The sequence below is a fragment of the Herbaspirillum sp. SJZ107 genome, from assembly GCF_006715485.1.
Lineage (GTDB): Bacteria > Pseudomonadota > Gammaproteobacteria > Burkholderiales > Burkholderiaceae_D > Telluria.
In genome coordinates this window covers 153,155-170,121 of sequence record NZ_VFNH01000003.1, presented here as the reverse complement: position 1 = coordinate 170,121, position 16,967 = coordinate 153,155, and the positions used below count along the sequence as shown (strand labels likewise).

At 68.4% G+C, this 16,967-nt stretch carries 13 protein-coding genes; 3 read left to right on the top strand and 10 right to left on the bottom strand.

What is annotated here, in order from left to right; translation table 11 throughout:
• Positions 1–27: 27 nt before the first annotated feature.
• The 4 genes from FBX97_RS18890 to FBX97_RS18875 all read right to left on the bottom strand — a co-directional run bounded on the left by FBX97_RS18890 (position 28) and on the right by FBX97_RS18875 (position 4,545).
• The gene (locus FBX97_RS18890) at positions 28–618 is read right to left on the bottom strand and encodes a PEP-CTERM sorting domain-containing protein (protein ID WP_141835072.1); all 591 of its coding nucleotides are present in this window, start codon (positions 616–618) and stop codon (positions 28–30) included.
• A 36-nt stretch (positions 619–654) separates the two neighbouring features.
• Positions 655–1,248: a PEP-CTERM sorting domain-containing protein gene (locus tag FBX97_RS18885; RefSeq protein WP_141835069.1), complete on the bottom strand. Its 594-nt coding sequence runs from the start codon at positions 1,246–1,248 to the stop codon at positions 655–657.
• A gap of 149 nt (positions 1,249–1,397) precedes the next feature.
• Positions 1,398–2,558: a low specificity L-threonine aldolase gene (locus FBX97_RS18880; RefSeq protein ID WP_185748659.1), complete on the bottom strand. Its 1,161-nt coding sequence runs from the start codon at positions 2,556–2,558 to the stop codon at positions 1,398–1,400.
• A 40-nt stretch (positions 2,559–2,598) separates the two neighbouring features.
• Entirely contained in the window at positions 2,599–4,545 is a 1,947-nt protein-coding gene (locus tag FBX97_RS18875; RefSeq protein WP_141835062.1) for a sialate O-acetylesterase, read from the bottom strand.
• Positions 4,546–4,648: 103 nt separating this feature from the next.
• Here FBX97_RS18875 and FBX97_RS18870 point away from each other — a divergent pair, with 103 nt between their 5' ends.
• Entirely contained in the window at positions 4,649–6,856 is a 2,208-nt protein-coding gene (locus tag FBX97_RS18870) for a glycoside hydrolase family 3 C-terminal domain-containing protein (protein WP_141835059.1), read from the top strand.
• Between the two features lie 17 nt (positions 6,857–6,873).
• Here FBX97_RS18870 and FBX97_RS18865 read toward each other — a convergent pair whose 3' ends face one another.
• Together FBX97_RS18865 and FBX97_RS18860 are read right to left on the bottom strand one after the other, a co-directional pair.
• On the bottom strand, positions 6,874–7,386 hold the full coding sequence (locus FBX97_RS18865; RefSeq protein ID WP_141835057.1) for a hypothetical protein: 513 nt from the start codon (positions 7,384–7,386) through the stop codon (positions 6,874–6,876).
• Positions 7,383–7,901 (bottom strand): hypothetical protein, encoded by a 519-nt coding sequence (locus tag FBX97_RS18860; RefSeq protein ID WP_141835054.1) that lies wholly within the window; start codon positions 7,899–7,901, stop codon positions 7,383–7,385. The genes FBX97_RS18865 and FBX97_RS18860 overlap by 4 nt, the downstream gene beginning before the upstream one ends.
• 100 nt (positions 7,902–8,001) lie before the next feature.
• On the opposite strand from FBX97_RS18860, the gene FBX97_RS29645 reads away from it, so the two are divergent.
• Positions 8,002–8,172, top strand: coding sequence for a hypothetical protein (locus FBX97_RS29645; protein ID WP_185748658.1), 171 nt, complete (start codon positions 8,002–8,004; stop codon positions 8,170–8,172).
• A gap of 29 nt (positions 8,173–8,201) precedes the next feature.
• On the opposite strand, the gene FBX97_RS18855 is transcribed toward FBX97_RS29645, so the two are convergent.
• Positions 8,202–8,690 (bottom strand): ATP-binding protein, encoded by a 489-nt coding sequence (locus FBX97_RS18855; protein ID WP_141835051.1) that lies wholly within the window; start codon positions 8,688–8,690, stop codon positions 8,202–8,204.
• A complete protein-coding gene (locus FBX97_RS18850; protein ID WP_141835048.1) occupies positions 8,687–9,499 on the bottom strand; it encodes a helix-turn-helix transcriptional regulator in 813 nt (270 codons plus the stop codon). Before FBX97_RS18850 ends, FBX97_RS18855 begins: the two co-directional genes overlap by 4 nt.
• A gap of 94 nt (positions 9,500–9,593) precedes the next feature.
• Here FBX97_RS18850 and FBX97_RS18845 point away from each other — a divergent pair, with 94 nt between their 5' ends.
• Positions 9,594–10,475 carry an SDR family oxidoreductase gene (locus tag FBX97_RS18845; protein ID WP_141835045.1) on the top strand — a complete coding sequence of 294 codons (882 nt, stop codon included), beginning with the start codon at positions 9,594–9,596 and terminating at the stop codon, positions 10,473–10,475.
• A 64-nt stretch (positions 10,476–10,539) separates the two neighbouring features.
• Here FBX97_RS18845 and FBX97_RS18840 read toward each other — a convergent pair whose 3' ends face one another.
• The gene (locus FBX97_RS18840; protein ID WP_141835042.1) at positions 10,540–15,051 is read right to left on the bottom strand and encodes a translocation/assembly module TamB domain-containing protein; all 4,512 of its coding nucleotides are present in this window, start codon (positions 15,049–15,051) and stop codon (positions 10,540–10,542) included.
• On the bottom strand, positions 15,051–16,913 hold the full coding sequence (locus FBX97_RS18835; RefSeq protein ID WP_255517548.1) for an autotransporter assembly complex family protein: 1,863 nt from the start codon (positions 16,911–16,913) through the stop codon (positions 15,051–15,053). The genes FBX97_RS18840 and FBX97_RS18835 overlap by 1 nt, the downstream gene beginning before the upstream one ends.
• Positions 16,914–16,967 lie beyond the last annotated feature (54 nt).

Genomic DNA, 16,967 nt, shown 5'->3' with positions numbered 1-16,967 from the left:
GGCGCTCGGGCAGCGTTCGGGCAGCGTTCAGCCGCGGCGGCGCCGTGCCAGCGTCATGCCCGCCAGCGCCAGCGGCAGCAGGGCCAGCGTGGCCGGTTCCGGCACCTGGCCCGGCGTACCGGGCGTAACGGGCACGTCGAGGATGACCTGGCCGCTGCCGGCAGCCGTATTGAACACGCCCGTGTACGTGCCAAAGTCGCCGTTGTAGTACGCCGCGAAAACGAGGTAGTACTGCGTGTTGGCGAGCAGTGCGCTGTTGATCAATGACAGTGCGCCGGCGCCACTGTCGTCATCCAGTGCCAGTAAGTTGGTCAGCGGAGCGGCAGGATTGAACGCGCCCCTGTACAGGTACAGGAAGGTATCCGATCCTGGCGCGCTGAAGGACGTCGATTCCACCGAATACGTACCGTTGGCAGTGACATGGAAGCCGTAGACGTCGTAGGCGACGTTGGTGCCGACCCCACTGAGCGTGGTCAGCGAGAGCGGACGGTTGAACTTCGGGTCGGAAGCGGTCAGCTCGCCGGAAAAGTTGACCGGCGCCGCGAAGGCGGCATGCGAAACGAACGCGATGGCGGCGACTGCGAGCTTGAGGAACCTGGAGGACTGGAAGCGAAACATGGAACACCCCTTTTGGTTGTGGTTATGTGTTGATGCTCAGGCGCGCTTGCGGCGGCGCGCCAGCGTCATGCCTGCCAGCGCGAGCGGCAGCAGGGCCAGCGTGGCCGGTTCCGGCACCTGGCCCGGCGTGCCGGGCACGTCGAGGGCGCCGAGGATCACCTGGCCGCCGCCGGAAACCGTGTTGAAACGGCCCGTGTAGCTGCCGTACTGGCCGTTCCCGTAGGAAGAGAGCGCGACGAAATACTGGGTGTCGGCTTGCAGCGAGCTGGTCAGCAGGGACAGCAAACCGGTGCCGCTGTCGTCATCGACCTGCACGAGGTTGGTCAACGGGGAGGCGGGATTGAAGGCGCCCCGGTACAGGGCGAGGAACGTATCGGCACTCGGTCCGCCGAACGCCGTTACCTCGATCGAATACGTCCCGGTGGCGCTCACATGGAAGCCGTAGAGGTCATAGGCGACATTGGTCCCGATGGTGCTCAGCGCGCTCAGCGTGAACGGCCGGTTGTAGGTCGGGTCCGATGCGGTCAGCGCGCCGGAAATGTCGACCGGCGCCGCAAATGCGGCATGCGAAACGAAGGCGGCGGCGGCAACTGCGAGCTTCAGAAACCTGGAAGATTGAAACCGGAACATGGAACACCCCTTTGTCGTTTGTGGTTTCCCATAAGTAGCAATTGCTATGCCACAAAGAAATTGTTCTTTATTAACAGTGGCTTAACTCCGGGTATGCACCATGTATTTACCGAATGTAAATATTTCCGACTGACAGCTTCCTTACATCATCATCCAGCCAGTGCTTTCAACAGGTAAGCGGTATCCCGGCGCAGGATCGATTCGTTGAAGCCCAGCTGTACCTTGCCCTCGTTCACCTTCCCGATCCGCACATTGGCCTGCTGCAGCCGGGCTTCCAGCCCCGCCAGGCGTGCCGGCGCAATCTCCAGCGTGACGAGGTTGCTGCCCTTGTCGATCCGCTGCACCTTGAAACCGGAAGTACGCTCTAGCGCCGCCAGCAGCTTGTCGCCGGCCGCGCGCACGCTGGCGAAGCGGGCCTCCACGCCGTCCAGCGCATCGAGCGCCGGCAGCGCCGCCTGCCAGCCGTGGTAGATCGTCCCGCCGAAGATATGGCGCAGCTCGCGCGCCTTTGCCATCAAGGGCTTCGGGCCGGACAGCACGCCGCCGAACGGCGCCCCCAGGTATTTATACAGCGAGACGTAGACCGTATCGAAGTGCGCGCAATACGGCTGCACGCCGAAGCCCGGCATGCCGCTCATGAGCAGCAGGCGGGCGCCGTCCAGGTGCAGCCGGATGTTCTTCGCACGCGCGAGTCTGGCGATATCGGCCACCAGCGAGGGGGACAACGTGGCACCTTGCGCCCGCCGCACCGGGCTTTCCAGCGCGATGGCGCCGACCTTGATCGGATACGGCCCGACCTCGGCGCGCTCGATCGCGGCGCCGACTTCATCCAGCGTGGGTGCGGCCCGCCCCGGCGCCAGCGGCACCAGGTTAATGCCGCTGAGGGTGGTCACCGTGTTCGACTCGTCGCGGTAGACGTGGCTTTCCTGCTGCACCAGCGCGTGCTTCGCTTCGCCGCACAGCAGGCGCAGGGCGAGGTGGTTGGCCAGGGTCCCGGTCGGCATGAACACCGTGTCTTCCTTGCCGAGCAGGGCGGAAAATTTGGCTTCCAGTTCGGCCACCGCACCCCCGGCCAGGTAGCCATCCACCGGTTTCGCATGCTTGTCCAGCAGCGCCTGCAGGCGCGCCGGCTCCGCCATCGGATTGCGCGGCAGGGCGTCGCCGGACAGCTGCACCAGCGTGTCGTAGTCGCTGATGGGCGCCGCTGCCGCTACCGGCGCAGCTGCGTATTGCGCCTGCGTGCGGCTCGATGCCAGTGCCAGCGAAGCGATCGGTACGGCGCCCAGGAAGCCGCGGCGGTTCAGTGTCATGTTCTCTCCCCGATGGTGATGGTATGCGGGGAGTATAGGCTCACTTGACGTCCATGCGGAACGGCGCCGCCGGCACATCGTCGGCGCCGAACAGGTTGACGAAAGGCGCGTCGGCCCAGGCATAGCGCACCTGCGTCACGCCCGCCGCGTTGGCGCCCTTCAGCACCACCCGGTCTCCGGCGACGACGGCATCGGCATAGGTGCAGACCGCGCCGGCGCAGGTCTCGAAGCCGATCGCGCGATTCGACGCATAGGTGAGCAGGCCGCCGTTGGTCTGGCGGAAGGCGACCACGATGTCGCCGCCTTCGCGCGTCGCCGCCACTGCTTCCGGCCCGCCCGGGGCGATATCCTTGTCGCCATAGGCCACGACACGCGCGGCGCGTGCCAGGCGGTCGCCGACGATGGTCTTCTGGGTCGGGTGGATGTCGAAACGGTCGCCGAGGTCGAGCGTGACCGCCAGGGCGGCATGCGCATCGTTCTTGACGGTCATGGCCTCGGCCTCGCGCAGTTCGGCCCAGCCCGAATTGCCGGGTGACTTCGGCGCGGCGCCGTAGCCGGGCAGCTGCACGATGAGGAAGGGCAGGTCGGCCTGGCCGAACCCGCGCCGCCAGTCGCGCATCAGGAGCGGCAGCAGCGTGCGGTATTCTTCGCCGGCCCCGGCATTCGATTCGCCCTGGTACCAGGCCGCCAGCTTGAACTTGTAGCCGGCCAGCGGCGCGAGCATGCCGTTGTACAGCGTGGTGAAGCTGGTCGGCACGTCCCACGGCGACGGCGCCACCGACTGGCCCTTGAGCGGGGTGCCGAGGCGGTACTTCCACGCCGCCGACAGCGCGACGAGCTGGCCGTCCGCCGTGCGCACGCCGCGGGTGGCCGGCTGGCCGGTCAGGCCGCCGGCACTGCCGCCGCTCAGCACGCGCAGCGCGATCACGTTGCGTCCGGGCTTGAACACGCCCGGCTGGACCGGATAGTCGCGCCACGCCCAGCCGGTGCTGCCGCCGCCCACGCGCACGCCGTTGACCCAGGCGGTGTCGTAGGTCTCGACCGGGCCGAGCTGCAGCGCGTTGGCGCTCCTGGCCTGGGCTTCGGTCAGCTCGACCGTGGTGCGGAACCAGGCGACGCCGTCGAAATCCTTGAAGGCGGCGATGCCGCTGTCCTTCCACGAACCGGCCGGCGTCAGCTGCGGCCAGGCGCTGTCGTCGAAGCCGGGCGCCTTGAAGGCGCGCTCGCGCGCGGCGGACGGATCGTGTGCATCCCACCAGGCTTCGACGCGCTTGTCCTCGCGCTGCATGGCGCGCGCCGGGTGGGTGGCGAGTTCCTGCACCAGGTCGGCGCCCGCGGTGTAGGCCGGCAGGGTACGCAGCGAGTCGCGCCCGATCCAGCCCTGGATCGTGGTGCCGCCCCAGCTGGCGTTGATGAAGCCGATCGGCACCGCGTAGCGCTGCTGCAGCGAGCGCGCCATGAAGTAGCACACGGCGGAAGCGTCGCCGATGGTGTCGGGTCCCGCCACCTTCCAGGCGGCCGGCTGCTTGAGCTCATCCTGCGGGACGAGGGCGCTCGACTTTTCGACGTTCAGGAAGCGCAGGCGTGGGTTGGCCGAGTTGTTGGTGGTGGCCCAGGCATTGGTCGCGTTGCGCACCGCGAATTCCATGTTCGACTGGCCGGAGCACAGGTAGACGTCGCCGACCATGATGTCCTTGAGGCTGGCCGCCGACCCTGCCGCAGCCAGGTCCAGGGTGTAGGGACCGCCCGCGGGCATGGCCGGCAGCTGCAGGCGCCATTTGCCGTTCTTGTCCGCCTTGCCGCTGACGCTGCGGCCGTTCAGCGTCAGCGTCAGCGCCTGTCCGGCATCGGCCGTGCCCCAGACGGTGATCGGCTGGTCGCGCTGCAGCACCGCGTGGTCGCTGAAGACGCGTGCGAAACCGGGATCGGCGGCGTGCGCGGATGCGCATGCCGCCAGCAGGGGCAGGACGAAGAATCGGGTATTCATGGGTCTCCTTTATTTTGGGCGGCAAGTATGTTTGCGCTAACCGTTTTTGTGTATAAATGATGTTATACCAAAAATTGACATACATAAAAGAGGAGACAGGATTATGCAGGGCAAAAACACCACCCGAATCCGCACAGCGGTCTTACTGGCCACTGCACTATGGGCCGGCCAGGCCGGCGCGGCCGGCTACCCCTTTCAAGACACCGCGCTGGCGCCGGAAGCGCGCATCGCCAACATGCTGTCCCTGATGACGGTCGACGAAAAGATCGATGCGCTGTCCACCGATTCCGGCGTGGCGCGCCTGGGCATTCCCAGCTTCGGCAGCACCGAGGGCATCCATGGCGTGGTGCAGCGCGGCGACCAGGACCATCAAAAGGCGCGCATCACCACTACCCAGTTTCCGCAGCCGCCCGGCATGGGCGCCAGCTGGGACCCGGCACTGGTGCGCCGGGCCGGCGCGGTACAGTCGACCGAGGCGCGCTACATCACCCAGAGCGCGGCGTACCAGAAGCCGGGCATGCAGCCGGGCGTGCAGCCTATGCTGATGCAATGGGGCCCGCAGGCCGACCTCGCGCGCGATCCGCGCTGGGGCCGCAGCGAAGAGGTGTACGGCGAGGACCCGTTCCTGGCCGGGACCATGGCGGTGGCGTTCACCCGCGGCATCCAGGGCGACGACCCGACCTACTGGCGCGGCGCCGCGCTGCTCAAGCACTTCCTCGCCAACAGCAACGAGAACGGGCGCGGCAACTCGTCGTCCGACTTCGACGAGCGCCTGTTCCGGGAATATTATGCGGAGCCCTTCCGCATGGGCTTCGAAGAGGGCGGCGCGCGCGGCGTAATGGCCGCCTACAACGCCTGGAACGGCACGCCGATGGGCGTGCATCCGCTCCTGAACAGCCTCGTGATCAAGCAGTGGGGCGTCGACGTGGTCTCCAGCGATGGCGGCGCGATCGGCAACCTGGTCAAACTGTATAAACGCTATCCCAGCCAGAAGGAAGCCGCGGTGGCGGGCCTGAAGGCCGGCATCAACCAGTACCTCGACACCTACAAGGACGAGCTGCGCGCGGCGTTCAAGGAAGGGGCGATTACCGAGGCCGAACTCGATGCGGCGCTGGCGCGCAAGTTCCGCATCACGCTCAAGCTGGGCCTGCTCGATCCGGCCCAGGGCAACCCCTACGCCGCCATCAAGGATGGCGCGGCGCCCTGGGACAGCGCCTCGCATAAGGCGGTGTCGCTGCAGATGGCGCTGGAATCGATCGTGCTGATGAAGAACGAACAGCACACGCTGCCGCTGTCGAAGACGGGTATCAAGCGCATCGCCGTGATCGGCCCCCACGCCGACAGCGTGCACTGGGACTGGTACGGCGGCATCCCGCCATATAAAGTGACGGCGCTGGACGGCATCCGTGCCGCCCTGGGGCCCGGCGTGCAGATCGACTACGTCCCCGACAATGGCGGCGGCGCGGCCGAACGTGCGGCGCGCGCGGCCGACGTGGCGGTGGTCCTGGTCGGCAACGATCCGACCTGCGGCCCCAACATGGGCAAGGAATGGACCGACGCCGGCACCAAGCCCTGCGCCGACCCCGGCGACGGCCGCGAAGGCCGCGACCGCGAAACGCTGACGCTGGCCCAGGAAGCCCTGGTCAGGCAGGTGCTGGCGGCGAACCCGAAGACGGTGATGGTGCTGATGTCAAGCTTCCCGTACACGATCAACTGGTCGAAACAGCACGTGCCCGCGATCGTGCAGATGGCGCATTCCTCGCAGGACCAGGGCAGCGCGCTGGCGCAGGTACTGTTCGGCGACTACAACCCGGGCGGCAAGCTGGTCGCCACCTGGCCGGCCTCGATGGACCAACTGCCGCCGATGATGGACTACGACATCCGCCATGGCCGCACCTACATGTACGCCAGGGGCGAACCGCTGTTCCCGTTCGGGCATGGCCTCAGCTACACCAGCTTCCGCTACACCAGGCTGCGCACCGATGCCGCGGCGCTGCCGAGGGACGGCGCGCTGAACGTCGAGGTCGAGGTGGCCAACACCGGCAAGGTGGCGGGCGACAGCGTGGTGCAGCTGTATGCGGCCTGGCCGAAGTCCGCCGTGAGCCGGCCGCAGAAGATGCTGGTCGGCTTCCAGCGCGTGAGCCTGAAGCCGGGCGAGACGCGCACCGTGCGCATCCCGCTCGAGGCACGCAGGCTGGCCTGGTGGAACGCCGCGCGCGGCGCCTACGAAGTGGAGCGGGTGCCGGTGCGGCTGATGCTGGGCGAGTCCTCGGCCGACATCCGGCTGACGCGGACGGTCGAGGTGCGCTAGCCCTCAGGGTGCCAGCCTCAGACGCTGTCGATTTCCTTGCGCTTCTGCTTGCGCCAGCGCATCAGGTGGAACGAGAAGGTGGCGAAGTAGGCGGCCGTGATGCCGAGGCAGACCATGGTCACCGGGCTGTCGGTGAAGCGGGGGTTCGGCTGGTTGCTGCCCTGGTTCATGTAGATCTCGATGCCGAGGTAGACCACGCGCGCCACCAGCAGCATCGCCACCAGGATGCTCATGCGCTGCGGCACCGAGAAGAAGTAGCCTTCGGGCGTGGTTTCGAAGCGGGTGCGGCGCAGGCCGTAGCTGCCCAGCGCGATGCCGCCGATGGCGCCGGCGGCCAGCGCCGCCAGCTCGAGCGGACGGTCGGCCAGTTCGGAGGCCGGCACCAGCAGCATCGCGCTGAACACGAACAGGCCGGTGTAGTGGCGCGACAGGATGGAACGCTGGCGTCCCATCTGGGTTTTCAGGCGCTGGTAGATGCGCCAGATCAGGAGCGGAACGAGGGCGATCAGTGCGAGGGTAGTCAGGCTCATTGCGGATTCAGAAGAGGTGCGGAAAGTGCGGCCTTGCGGCGCCAGGCCAGAAGGCCGAAGGCGTAGCGCATGTAATAGCCGGCCAGCAGGCCGAAGATGAACAGGGTCAGCGGGCTGGTCACGAATTCGTGGTGCTGCAGCGAGCCCAGGGCATAGTATTCATAGGCGCGGTAGGCCATGCGGCCCATGAACAGCAGGGCGATCACCATGCCGATCGGCGCGTGCGGCGTGAAATAATAGGTGTCGCCGACCTGTTCGAAGCGGGTCTTGCCGATCGCGATGCGGCCCAGCACCACCCCCAGCGGCAGGCCGGCCGCCAGCGCGATCAGCGGCAGCGCGCCGGTCAGGACGGCGCCGGCGGCGAGCGCCAGCACCAGCAGCGGGAAAAACACCAGGGTCGTGCGGTGACGCCAGGTCTTCGACTGCTGGCGGCTCGTCAGGCGCTTGATACGGCTGTACACGCGCCACAGCACGAGCGGGGCGACCACGGCGGCAACGATGGGAGTCGGCAGCATGACGGTTCCTTTCAGTCGAATCCGCCATTGTAATGCAGGTGGGCGTCATTAATCCAAAGGCCGTGGTAGTCTTTTGACCATGTTTTCAGGAGATTAACAGATGATTTCAGTCCCCATCCAGGCGCATCGCGCACCCGATCCGGTTCCTTCCGAGGAACCGCCACCCGATCCCTTCGATGGCAGCGATCCGCACCAGCCGCCGATCCGTACGCCGCTCAACGACGAGCCGCCGATCGATCCGAATCCGAGCATTGCCCGCACGCTGCACTGATCCGCATCCAGTCCTGCCGCGCCCGGCGCTCAGCGATACGTCCTGACCGTAAAACCTTCCTCGGGCGCGGGCGGCACGAACAGCGCGCTGATCGCTTCGAACTGTTCGACCGACATGGCCATCGACCCCGGCGGCTTGTCGCGGTTGCGCTGGTGCAGCTGTTCGATGCAGCGCGCATGCGGCGTGTCGACGAAATGCATCACGTGGCCGACGCCGGCGCCGGCCTCGTCGAGCAGGCTGCGGAACCAGGCGCGCTGCGCCGGCACGTTGGCCGGAAAATCCAGCACCACCGGCACGCCCGCGCGCAGCAGCTGCAGCACGTGCGGCGCAACGACGGCCTTCAGGCGGCGCGCATAGGCGAGATAATCGTCGAAGCCACGGATCTCGGTGGGATAGAGCTGCTGCAGCCAGATGTCCTCGCAGATCAGTACCGCCCCGTGCTGTTCGGCCAGTTGGCGCGACAGGGTGCTTTTACCGGCGGCCATCTTGCCGCACATGAAGTGGAGGGTCGGGGTCATGCCGACCCTCCCATGAGCTTACGCACCTTGTCCGCATCCTCAGGCGTGGCGGGGTTGTAGATCACCATGCCCAGGTCGGGCCGGCCTTCCACGGCGAACGAGGAATATTCCATGGACAGCAGGCCGACCACCGGATGGCGCAGCTGCTTGCTGCCTTCGCCGTAGGCACGCACATCCTGCGCCTGCCACATCGCCTCGAATTCCGGACTGTGCGCGCACAGGTCGCGCACCAGCGACTCGGCTTGCGTACGCGCTCCGGCGCCCGCGCGCGCGAGGTCGGCGCGCAGGGCCGCCACCACGAAGCGGGCCACGCTGTCCCAGTCGAGCTGCATGCTTTTGTTGCGTGGGTCGAGGAAGATGCGGCGCAGGATGTTGCGCTGCTCGTCCGGCCCGCCGTTGTAGCCGAACACGGCGGCGGCGGGGCGGTTCCAGGCGACCAGGTCCCAGGTCAGGGTCTTGACCAGTGCCGGGCTGACCGGAAACGCGTCGAGCACGCGCTGCAGGCGCGGCGACAGGCTGGCCTCCGCCTGGAAGCGCGGTTCCGGCGGGCGGCCCAGGCCGAGCAGGAACAGGTGTTCGCGTTCGGCCCCGGTCAGCATCAGCGCACCGGCAATCCGCTCCAGCACCTCATCCGACGGGGCGCCGCCGCGTCCCTGTTCCAGCCAGGTGTACCAGGTGGCGCTGATGTTGGCGCGCTGCGCCACTTCCTCGCGCCGCAGGCCGGGCGTACGCCGGCGTGCGGCCGGATAGCCGAGCGACGCCGCATCGATGCGTGCGTGCCGGTCCTTCAGGTAGTCGCCCAGTTCCATGCTGTTAGTCCTTATACCGGTATGTCGTCACTACTTTACCCGCATGCGCCTGACCGGGATAGTAGACGCATTCGTAACCGATCAGGAGAACATCATGCGTGTATTCGTTACCGGCGCCACCGGCTTCGTCGGCTCGGCGGTCGTCGGGGAATTGCTCGGCGCTGGCCATGCCGTCGTCGGCCTGGCCCGTTCGGAAGCCGGCGCGGCGGCGCTGCGCGCGGCCGGTGCCGCGGTCCACCACGGCGCGCTCGAGGACCTGGACAGCCTGCGCCGCGGCGCGGCGGATAGCGACGGCGTCATCCACACCGCCTTCGACCACGACTTTTCGAAGTTCGCCGCCAATTGCGAGCAGGACCAGGCCGCGATCGGGGCGCTGGGCGAGGCACTGCGCGGCTCGGGCCGGCCGCTGGTCGTCACTGCCGGCCTGCTCGGACTGGCACGGGGTCGTACGCTCCTGGAAACCGACCCGGCGCCGCCGGCGAGCGTCCATTACCCCCGCGCTTCCGAGCAAACCGCGATGGCGCTGGCCGAACGGGGCGTGCACGCGTCGGTGGTGCGCCTGCCGCCGTCGGTGCACGGCGAGGGCGACCATGGATTCGTGCCGATGCTGATCGGGTTTGCGCGCGAGAAGGGTGTGTCGGCCTACATCGGTGAATGCGCCAACCTGTGGTCCTCGGTGCACCGCTTCGATGCGGCGCGCGTGTTCCGGCTGGCGCTGGAGCGCGGCGCACGCGGGGCGACGTATCACGCGGCGGCCGAAGAGGGCGTGCCGTTCCGCGAGATCGCGGCGGCCATCGGACGCCGGCTTGGCGTGCCGGTGGAAAGCAGGCCGGCGGCGCATTTTGCGTGGTTCGGGACGTTCGCCGGGCTGGATGCGCCGGCGTCGAGCGCGTGGACGCGCGAGGTGCTGGGGTGGGTGCCGGGGGAGGGGAGGCTGCTGGAGGAGGTGGACAGCGAACGCTACTTTCCGGCTTGATCAGCACGTCGCTTCAAACACCGTCGCCCCTGCGCAGGCAGGGGCGACGTTTACAAGCTGAGGATCAATCGAAGGCCCACGAATAAAGCACATCTAGCGCCGTATTCGTCCCCGTCTGCAGCTGCAGCGTGATGCGCGGATTGATCTTGTAGCGCAGCCGCACCAGGCTGCTCGCGGTGCCCGCGCCCTGCTCGAAGCCGAGGTACAGGCGCGACGAGATGCGCTTGCCCACCGTGACCACGGTGTTTTCCAGGCCGGTCGCCTGGCCCTGGCCCTGGCGCACGCCGAGTTCGTCGAGGCCGAGCGAGTTGGCGATCTTGCTCTGGATGCCGCCGGTGCCGCCCTTGCCGCCGAGCAGGGCGCCGGCGGCGGCGCTGAGGACGTCGGCTTCGTTGCCGGTGGTGCCTTCCATGCCGTGGCCGAGCACCAGCCAGGACAGTTTCTCGCTGTCCTGCACGTTCGGCGTCGAGACCAGCTTGGCGACCGGCGCCAGCGCCGTACCGCGCACCTGCACGCCGGCTTCGACGTTGGTCTCGCTCAGCTGATCGCCATCGGGGCGCTTGCGCACCGCCAGGATGTCGATCGACGGGTTGTCGTAGGCGCCGTTGAAACTCACCACGCCGCGCTCGATGCTCAGGCGCTGGCCGTAGGCGGCGTAAGTGCCGCTGACGGTGCGTACGCTGCCGGTGATGCGCGGCGGCTTGTCGCCCACCATGCGCACCTGCACCGCGCCGGCCAGGTAGGCGTCGGCACCCATGCCGCGCAGGTGGAAGTCGTCGCCCAGGTCGGCCGCCAGGTCGATCGTCAGCGGCACTTCCTTCGCTTTCGGCGCCGGCTTGGCGTTGGCTTCTTTGCCTCGGCCGAGCACGATCACGTCGTCCGAGATGGTCGGACGGTCCACCGGCGCCAGTTCGATCAGCGCGCGGTCGGCCTTGAACTTGCCTTCGACCGCGAAGCGGCTGGCGTCGCGCACCACGCTGGCCTGGCCGCTCAGGATCAGGGTGCGGTCCGGGCGCGACAGCGCCGCCAGTTTATCCGCCACCAGGCGCAGGTTCATGGTCGCTTCGCCGCCGGCAAAGCGGATGTTGCCGTCGGCGGTGGCGCGGCCGCTGGCGCCTTCCAGCGTCAGGCGCTGCAGCTGCAGCTGGTCGCCGGCCAGCACCGCGCGCAGTTGACCTCGCTGCAGGCGGATGCCCTGGTCCGGCCAGCGCGCCGACAGGTTGTCGCCGTTGACGTTGCCGTTCAGGGTAGGGGCGCCGACGGTGCCGGCGCCGTTGACGGCCAGGTTCAGCGCGCCGTCCAGTTCCAGGCCCGGCTGGCCGATCAGCGGCGAGACCCAGGCCAGCGAGCCGAGGTTGGCGTTGGCGATGACGCGCAGCGGGCTGTCGTTGTCGATGCGGCCGCGGATCATCTGCGCGGTGGCGTCGACGCGCGCGCTGCCGACCCGGCTGCCGTCCAGGGCCAGCTGGGCACGCAGCGCGCCGCCGGCGACATCGGCGCGCAGGTCGAGCTGGCGCAGGCCGAGCACCACCGGCGCGGTCTCGCCGGCGATCAGGTCGCCCTTTTCGCGGAACACGTGCAGGTTGCCGTTCAGCGCCGGCACGGCATTCGCGGCGGCGGGCATTTGCATGTCGAGCGCCCATTGCGCGCCGAGCGTCATGTCGCCGCGCAGGTTCTGGCGCACCGCATCCGAGGCTTGTGCCAGGTAGCTGACCGGCACCCCGGTGGCGCTGCCGCGCGAGCTCCAGCGCGGCCCCACCTTGGAGAGCGATTCGACCGTGATGGCGCCGGCCGGCAGCCGCACCACGGCGCCGTTGAAGGCGATCTGCTCGGGCTTGGCCAGGCCGGCGATGCCGGCACCGGGCGCCGCGGCGATGCGGATCGGCGTCGGTGCCGCCAGCGTCAAGGCGTAGCGGCCGCGGTTCTGCAGGGTCTGCAGGGTGCCGGCCCAGACGCTGTTGTTCCTCTTGTCGGTGGACAGGCCGCCGCGCACTTCGACGGCGGCGTCGAAGGTATCGCTGCGCGCCGACGCCGTGATGGTGTGGGCGCCTCGGGTGCCGGTCGATTGCAGGCGCGCCGCGGCGATGCGGGTGTCGCCGCTGGCGTAATCCGTCACCTGCACGTCCAGCGCCAGCGGATCGGCAGCGCCGCGGCCGGCGCCGAGGTTGGCCGTGGCACGCAGGCTGCGCAGGTTCTGGGTGCCCATCAGGCGGATGTTCTGGCCTTCCAGCGCCGCGCTCAGCGAAGGCATGTCCATGGTGCCGGACAGCGCGCCCGAGCCGCGCAGGCTGCCGCCGAAATCGGGGCCGACTGCCGCCAGCTGCGGCGCATCGATGCGCCAGTTCAGCGTGTCCTTGCCGGAGCCGAACGCGCCTTTCGCGGCGATCACGTTGGCGCCCAGGTGCAGGTCGACGTCGGCGTTCGACACGTGGCGTTTATCCGCCGTGAGTTTCGCGTAGCCCCACAGCGGCGAATTCGAGAGCGTCGACTCGCGCAGGATGTCGAGGTTGACCGAACCGCCCATGTTGGCGCCGGTGCGGCCGGTCGCATCGAAATTGCCGCTGATGCTGCCGGCCAGCGGCGCGCCGAAGGCGGCCGGGTTCAGGCGCTGCATGCCGCCCTTGGCTTTCACCTCGACCACGCGCGCACTCTCCGGGCCAGCCAGCCAGGCCTCGCCGGTGGCGCGCAGGCTGCCGTTGTTGTTCTTGCGCTGGGCCGGGACCCAGCCCAGGCCGCGCGCGTCGACGTCGAAGGTGGTGCGCGGGGCCGCCATGCTGCCGCTGACGACGCCGCTGGCCAGCAGGGAACCGTACAGGTCGGCGCGCACGGCGTTCAGCTGCTTGCCGTCGAGGCGCCAGGACAGCGTTTCGCCCGGTCGGCCGAAAGCGCCGCGCAGGTCGACCGCGTTCTGGCCCAGCGCCAGCGTGGCATTCACGTCATGCACGTGCAGGCCGGCCGCCGAGTTGCTGCCCGCTGAATTGCTGCCCTGTGCGCCGGTGCCGGCATCGGCTGCCAGCTTGCCGCGACCGCTGAGCGCCTGGTCGAACAGGCGGCTCGGACGCAGCGCGAAGTCGGCCGCGACCTGCCACTGCGGCGCCAGCGCGCCGGCGGCATTGATGTCGGCATTGATGTCGGCCTTCGGGAAGTCGCCGAAGGCGGCCGGATCGAGATGGCTGGCCACCGCATTGACCTTGAACGGCTTCTTGTCCAGCAGGCTGGCGTTGCCGGTGAGGGCCACGCTGCCCTTGCCGGCCGACAGGCGCGCCTGGCGCACGGTCAGTTCGTTGTGGGCCAGCGCGGCTTCGGCCACCAGGCGCAGGCCGGCGTCGCTCAGGTTGACGTTGAGGGTCTGCGTGTCCTGTTCGTTGGCGATCTTGAGGTCGCCGGCGATCGCCGTCGGCTTCATGCTCGAATGGATCTGCTTGAGGTCGATCCTGTCGGTATGCAGGGTGAATTGCGCGGTGCCGATGCCTTTTTCTTCCGGCCCGCGCTGCACGCTGCCGCTGCCCGTGAAGCGCCCGGCGCCGCCCAGGTCGAGCAGCACGTCGCCGAGCTGCATCGCCGACAGGTTGCCGCCCAGCTTGCCGCGCATCGCGCGCAGCGGCAGCCGCTGCTGGTCGATGGTGCCCTGCGGGCCGTCGTTGACGAGATCGACGCTGCCGCTGACGTTGCGGTTCGGGTCGAGCTTGGCCGACACGGCCAGGTTCAGGTCCGCGGTCGGCAGCGACGGGTTGAAGAAGCCCGGATCGATGTTGCGCGCATTCAGCGTGAGGGCCTGCAGCGGGATCTCGGCGAACGGCGACAATACCAGGTTGGCGGTACCCTGGGCGCGCGCGGCCTGGCCGCTGGCGTCCAGCACGGTGCGCTGCAGGTCGCCGCCGGCGTGCAGTTTCAGCTGGGCGCCGACCGAGCCGGGCTGGGTTTTGTCCTGCGACAGGGTGGCGTCAGCGGCCAGCTTGTACGGCTTGGCGTTGTTGATGGTGCCGTTGGCCGCCACCTGGCCCCACGGCGTGCTGGCGGACGCGTAATCGAGCTTCCACTGCTGCTTGTCGCCGTGCAGGCCGGCGCGGATATTCTCGATCGGCGTCTCGACGCCCTTGTTGACCATGACCAGCCTGGCCAGGCGCGCGTCTTCGACCGCGATCTTGAAGGGTGGCGCCAGGCGCTCGGGCATGGTGGCCGGCTCGTCGGTTTCCTTGAGCGTCTCCATGCGCAGCGACTGCGCGTACAGCTTGTTGATCTCGACGCCGCGCGACAGGTATTGCCAGGGCTTCCAGTCGATGTCGATGTTGTCGGCGGTGATGACCGAGGTCTCGGTGCGAAACACGACGTGCTGGACATGCATGTGGCCGTACAGCGAGCCGCTCACGCCGCTCAGCGTGAGCTTGCCGCCGCTGGCGTTGGCAACGCGCTGGGCGATCATCTGCAGCGTGGTCTCGCGGCCCAGGTACCAGACGGCGCCGCCGAGCACGACGCCGGTGACGACCACGCCGATCGCGACCCGGCGCGGCCAGCGGCGCGGGTGCGCCGCCGCGGCGGGCGTGTCGGGATCCGGGGTTTGGTTTTCGGCGTTCATCAGAAAGTAAATCCAAGTGAGAAGTGCAGGCGGACTTTTTTCACCGCCTGGCCACGGGCGACGTCGACCGCCAGCGGGCCGACCGGGCTGCGCCAGCGCGCGCCGATGCCGTAGCCGACCTTCGGCTTCAGGTCGCTGAAGTTGTCGGCCGCGTTACCCGCGTCGTAGAAGATGGCCGCGCCGTAGGGCGGCTTGAACCACCAGTCGTATTCGGCGCTGGCGGTGAACAGGTAGCGGCCGCCGGTGATGGCGTTGCCGACCGGGACACCCAGTTCCTGGTAGGCGTAGCCGCGCACCGACTGGTCGCCGCCGGCGCGGAACAGGAAGGTGGACGGCACGCCGGCCTTGTCGCCGGAACCGACGGCGCCGAATTCGCCGCGCACGATCAGGGTGCCCGACGGCCCCACCGGCTTGTAGGCGACGCCGTGCAGGTACAGGCGCACGAATTTTTCGTCGGTCAGGACCGGCAGCAGGGCGCCGCCCAGCTGGGCGTTGGCGACGTAGCCGCGGGTCGGCAGCACCAGGCTGTCCAGCGCGCGCTTGGTGATCGAGAAGGTCAGCGGCACGCTTTTCACGCGCGAGGTCGGCTCGGTGTCGCCTTCGATGGTGACCTGTTCGGTCAGCGCCGCCAGCGTCAGGGTGCGCTCGAGCAGCGGCGAGCCCCAGGAACGCTTGGCCGTGATGTCGGTGGTGCGGGTGATCTGGCCTTCGAGGTCTTCGCGCTTGTAGCCGCCGCCCAGGCTGTTGCTGTAGCCGTTGGACGTGGTCGGCCAATAAAAATCGGTGCGCGCGCTCTGGCGCTTCTGTTCGTACAGGACGCTCGATTTCATGCGCTTGCCGAACACGAACAGGTCGTCGTAGTTGGCCTGCAGGCGGGCGCCGGTGTTGGTCGAATAACCGACGCCGAGCGACAGGTTCTTGCGCTTGTTTTCGCTCACGCGCACCAGCACAGGCAGCGTGGTCGGGCCGGTCGCGGCGGACTGCTGCGGTCCCTGGCCCTGGTTCAGGTCGCCGATCTGCTCGCTCAGCACCGACGACATGTCGGCGCTGACTTCGACCGTGCTGAAGTAGCCGGTGTCCTGCAGACGGCCCTGCAGCGCCTGCAGCGTCGCTTCGCTGTATTCGTCGCCCGGGTGGATCTGGTTCAGGTTCTCGATGATGCTGGCCGGGTAGCGTTTCAGGCCTTCGATTTTCAGTGCGCCCAGGCGCACCTCGGGGCCGCTGTCGAGCACCACCTTGAGCACGGCGCTGTGCTTGTCCGGATCGACGGTGGCGCTGGAATCGAGCAGCTGGGCGCGCGGGAAGCGCGTCTGCGTCACCCGGCGCAGCAGGCCGCGCTTGGCGCCTTCCCAGTCGGCGGTGCGGAAGCGCTCGCCCACCGGCAGCGTCCAGGTGGTGCGCAGGGCGGCCGCATCCAGCGGCGCCGTCGTGGAGCCGGTGCCCTTGTCGGCGGCCGCGAAGCCGCGCAGTTCGATGTCGACGTCGGTCACGTTGACCGGCTGGCCCGGTTCGACGATCACGCGCGCGACCGGTTTCGACCCCGAGGTGTCGAGGCCGGCGGAGACCTGCGGGGTGTAGTAGCCTTCGGTGGCGATCAGGGTTTTCACCTGTTCCGGCGCCACCCGGACCAGGCGCTGCAGCTGTTCGAGGTCCATGCGTGCATTGCCGCGCCAGCGCATCAGGTCGAGATTGTTTTCCAGCAGTTCGCGCAGGTTGCGCGGAGCATCGATCCGCACGGTGTAGTCGAGGCCGGTTTTTGCTTCGGCCTGGGCCGGATCGCGCGCCGGGTCCTGGGACTTGTCCTGGGCCAGTGCCCCGGCGGCAAAGCACAGCGCGTTCACGCCCAGCACGATTTGTGCCAAAATTCGTGGTCGCGCCGGCGCCATCGCAGCCATTCGTTTGGGTCGTGCGGAAAA

Coding starts and splice junctions, on each gene's coding strand:
- FBX97_RS18890 (WP_141835072.1), bottom strand. CDS start 618: ATGTTTCGCTTCCAGTCCTCCAGGTTCCTCAAGCTCGCAGTCGCCGCC.
- FBX97_RS18885 (WP_141835069.1), bottom strand. CDS start 1,248: ATGTTCCGGTTTCAATCTTCCAGGTTTCTGAAGCTCGCAGTTGCCGCC.
- FBX97_RS18880 (WP_185748659.1), bottom strand. CDS start 2,558: ATGACACTGAACCGCCGCGGCTTCCTGGGCGCCGTACCGATCGCTTCG.
- FBX97_RS18875 (WP_141835062.1), bottom strand. CDS start 4,545: ATGAATACCCGATTCTTCGTCCTGCCCCTGCTGGCGGCATGCGCATCC.
- FBX97_RS18870 (WP_141835059.1), top strand. CDS start 4,649: ATGCAGGGCAAAAACACCACCCGAATCCGCACAGCGGTCTTACTGGCC.
- FBX97_RS18865 (WP_141835057.1), bottom strand. CDS start 7,386: ATGAGCCTGACTACCCTCGCACTGATCGCCCTCGTTCCGCTCCTGATC.
- FBX97_RS18860 (WP_141835054.1), bottom strand. CDS start 7,901: ATGCTGCCGACTCCCATCGTTGCCGCCGTGGTCGCCCCGCTCGTGCTG.
- FBX97_RS29645 (WP_185748658.1), top strand. CDS start 8,002: ATGATTTCAGTCCCCATCCAGGCGCATCGCGCACCCGATCCGGTTCCT.
- FBX97_RS18855 (WP_141835051.1), bottom strand. CDS start 8,690: ATGACCCCGACCCTCCACTTCATGTGCGGCAAGATGGCCGCCGGTAAA.
- FBX97_RS18850 (WP_141835048.1), bottom strand. CDS start 9,499: ATGGAACTGGGCGACTACCTGAAGGACCGGCACGCACGCATCGATGCG.
- FBX97_RS18845 (WP_141835045.1), top strand. CDS start 9,594: ATGCGTGTATTCGTTACCGGCGCCACCGGCTTCGTCGGCTCGGCGGTC.
- FBX97_RS18840 (WP_141835042.1), bottom strand. CDS start 15,051: ATGAACGCCGAAAACCAAACCCCGGATCCCGACACGCCCGCCGCGGCG.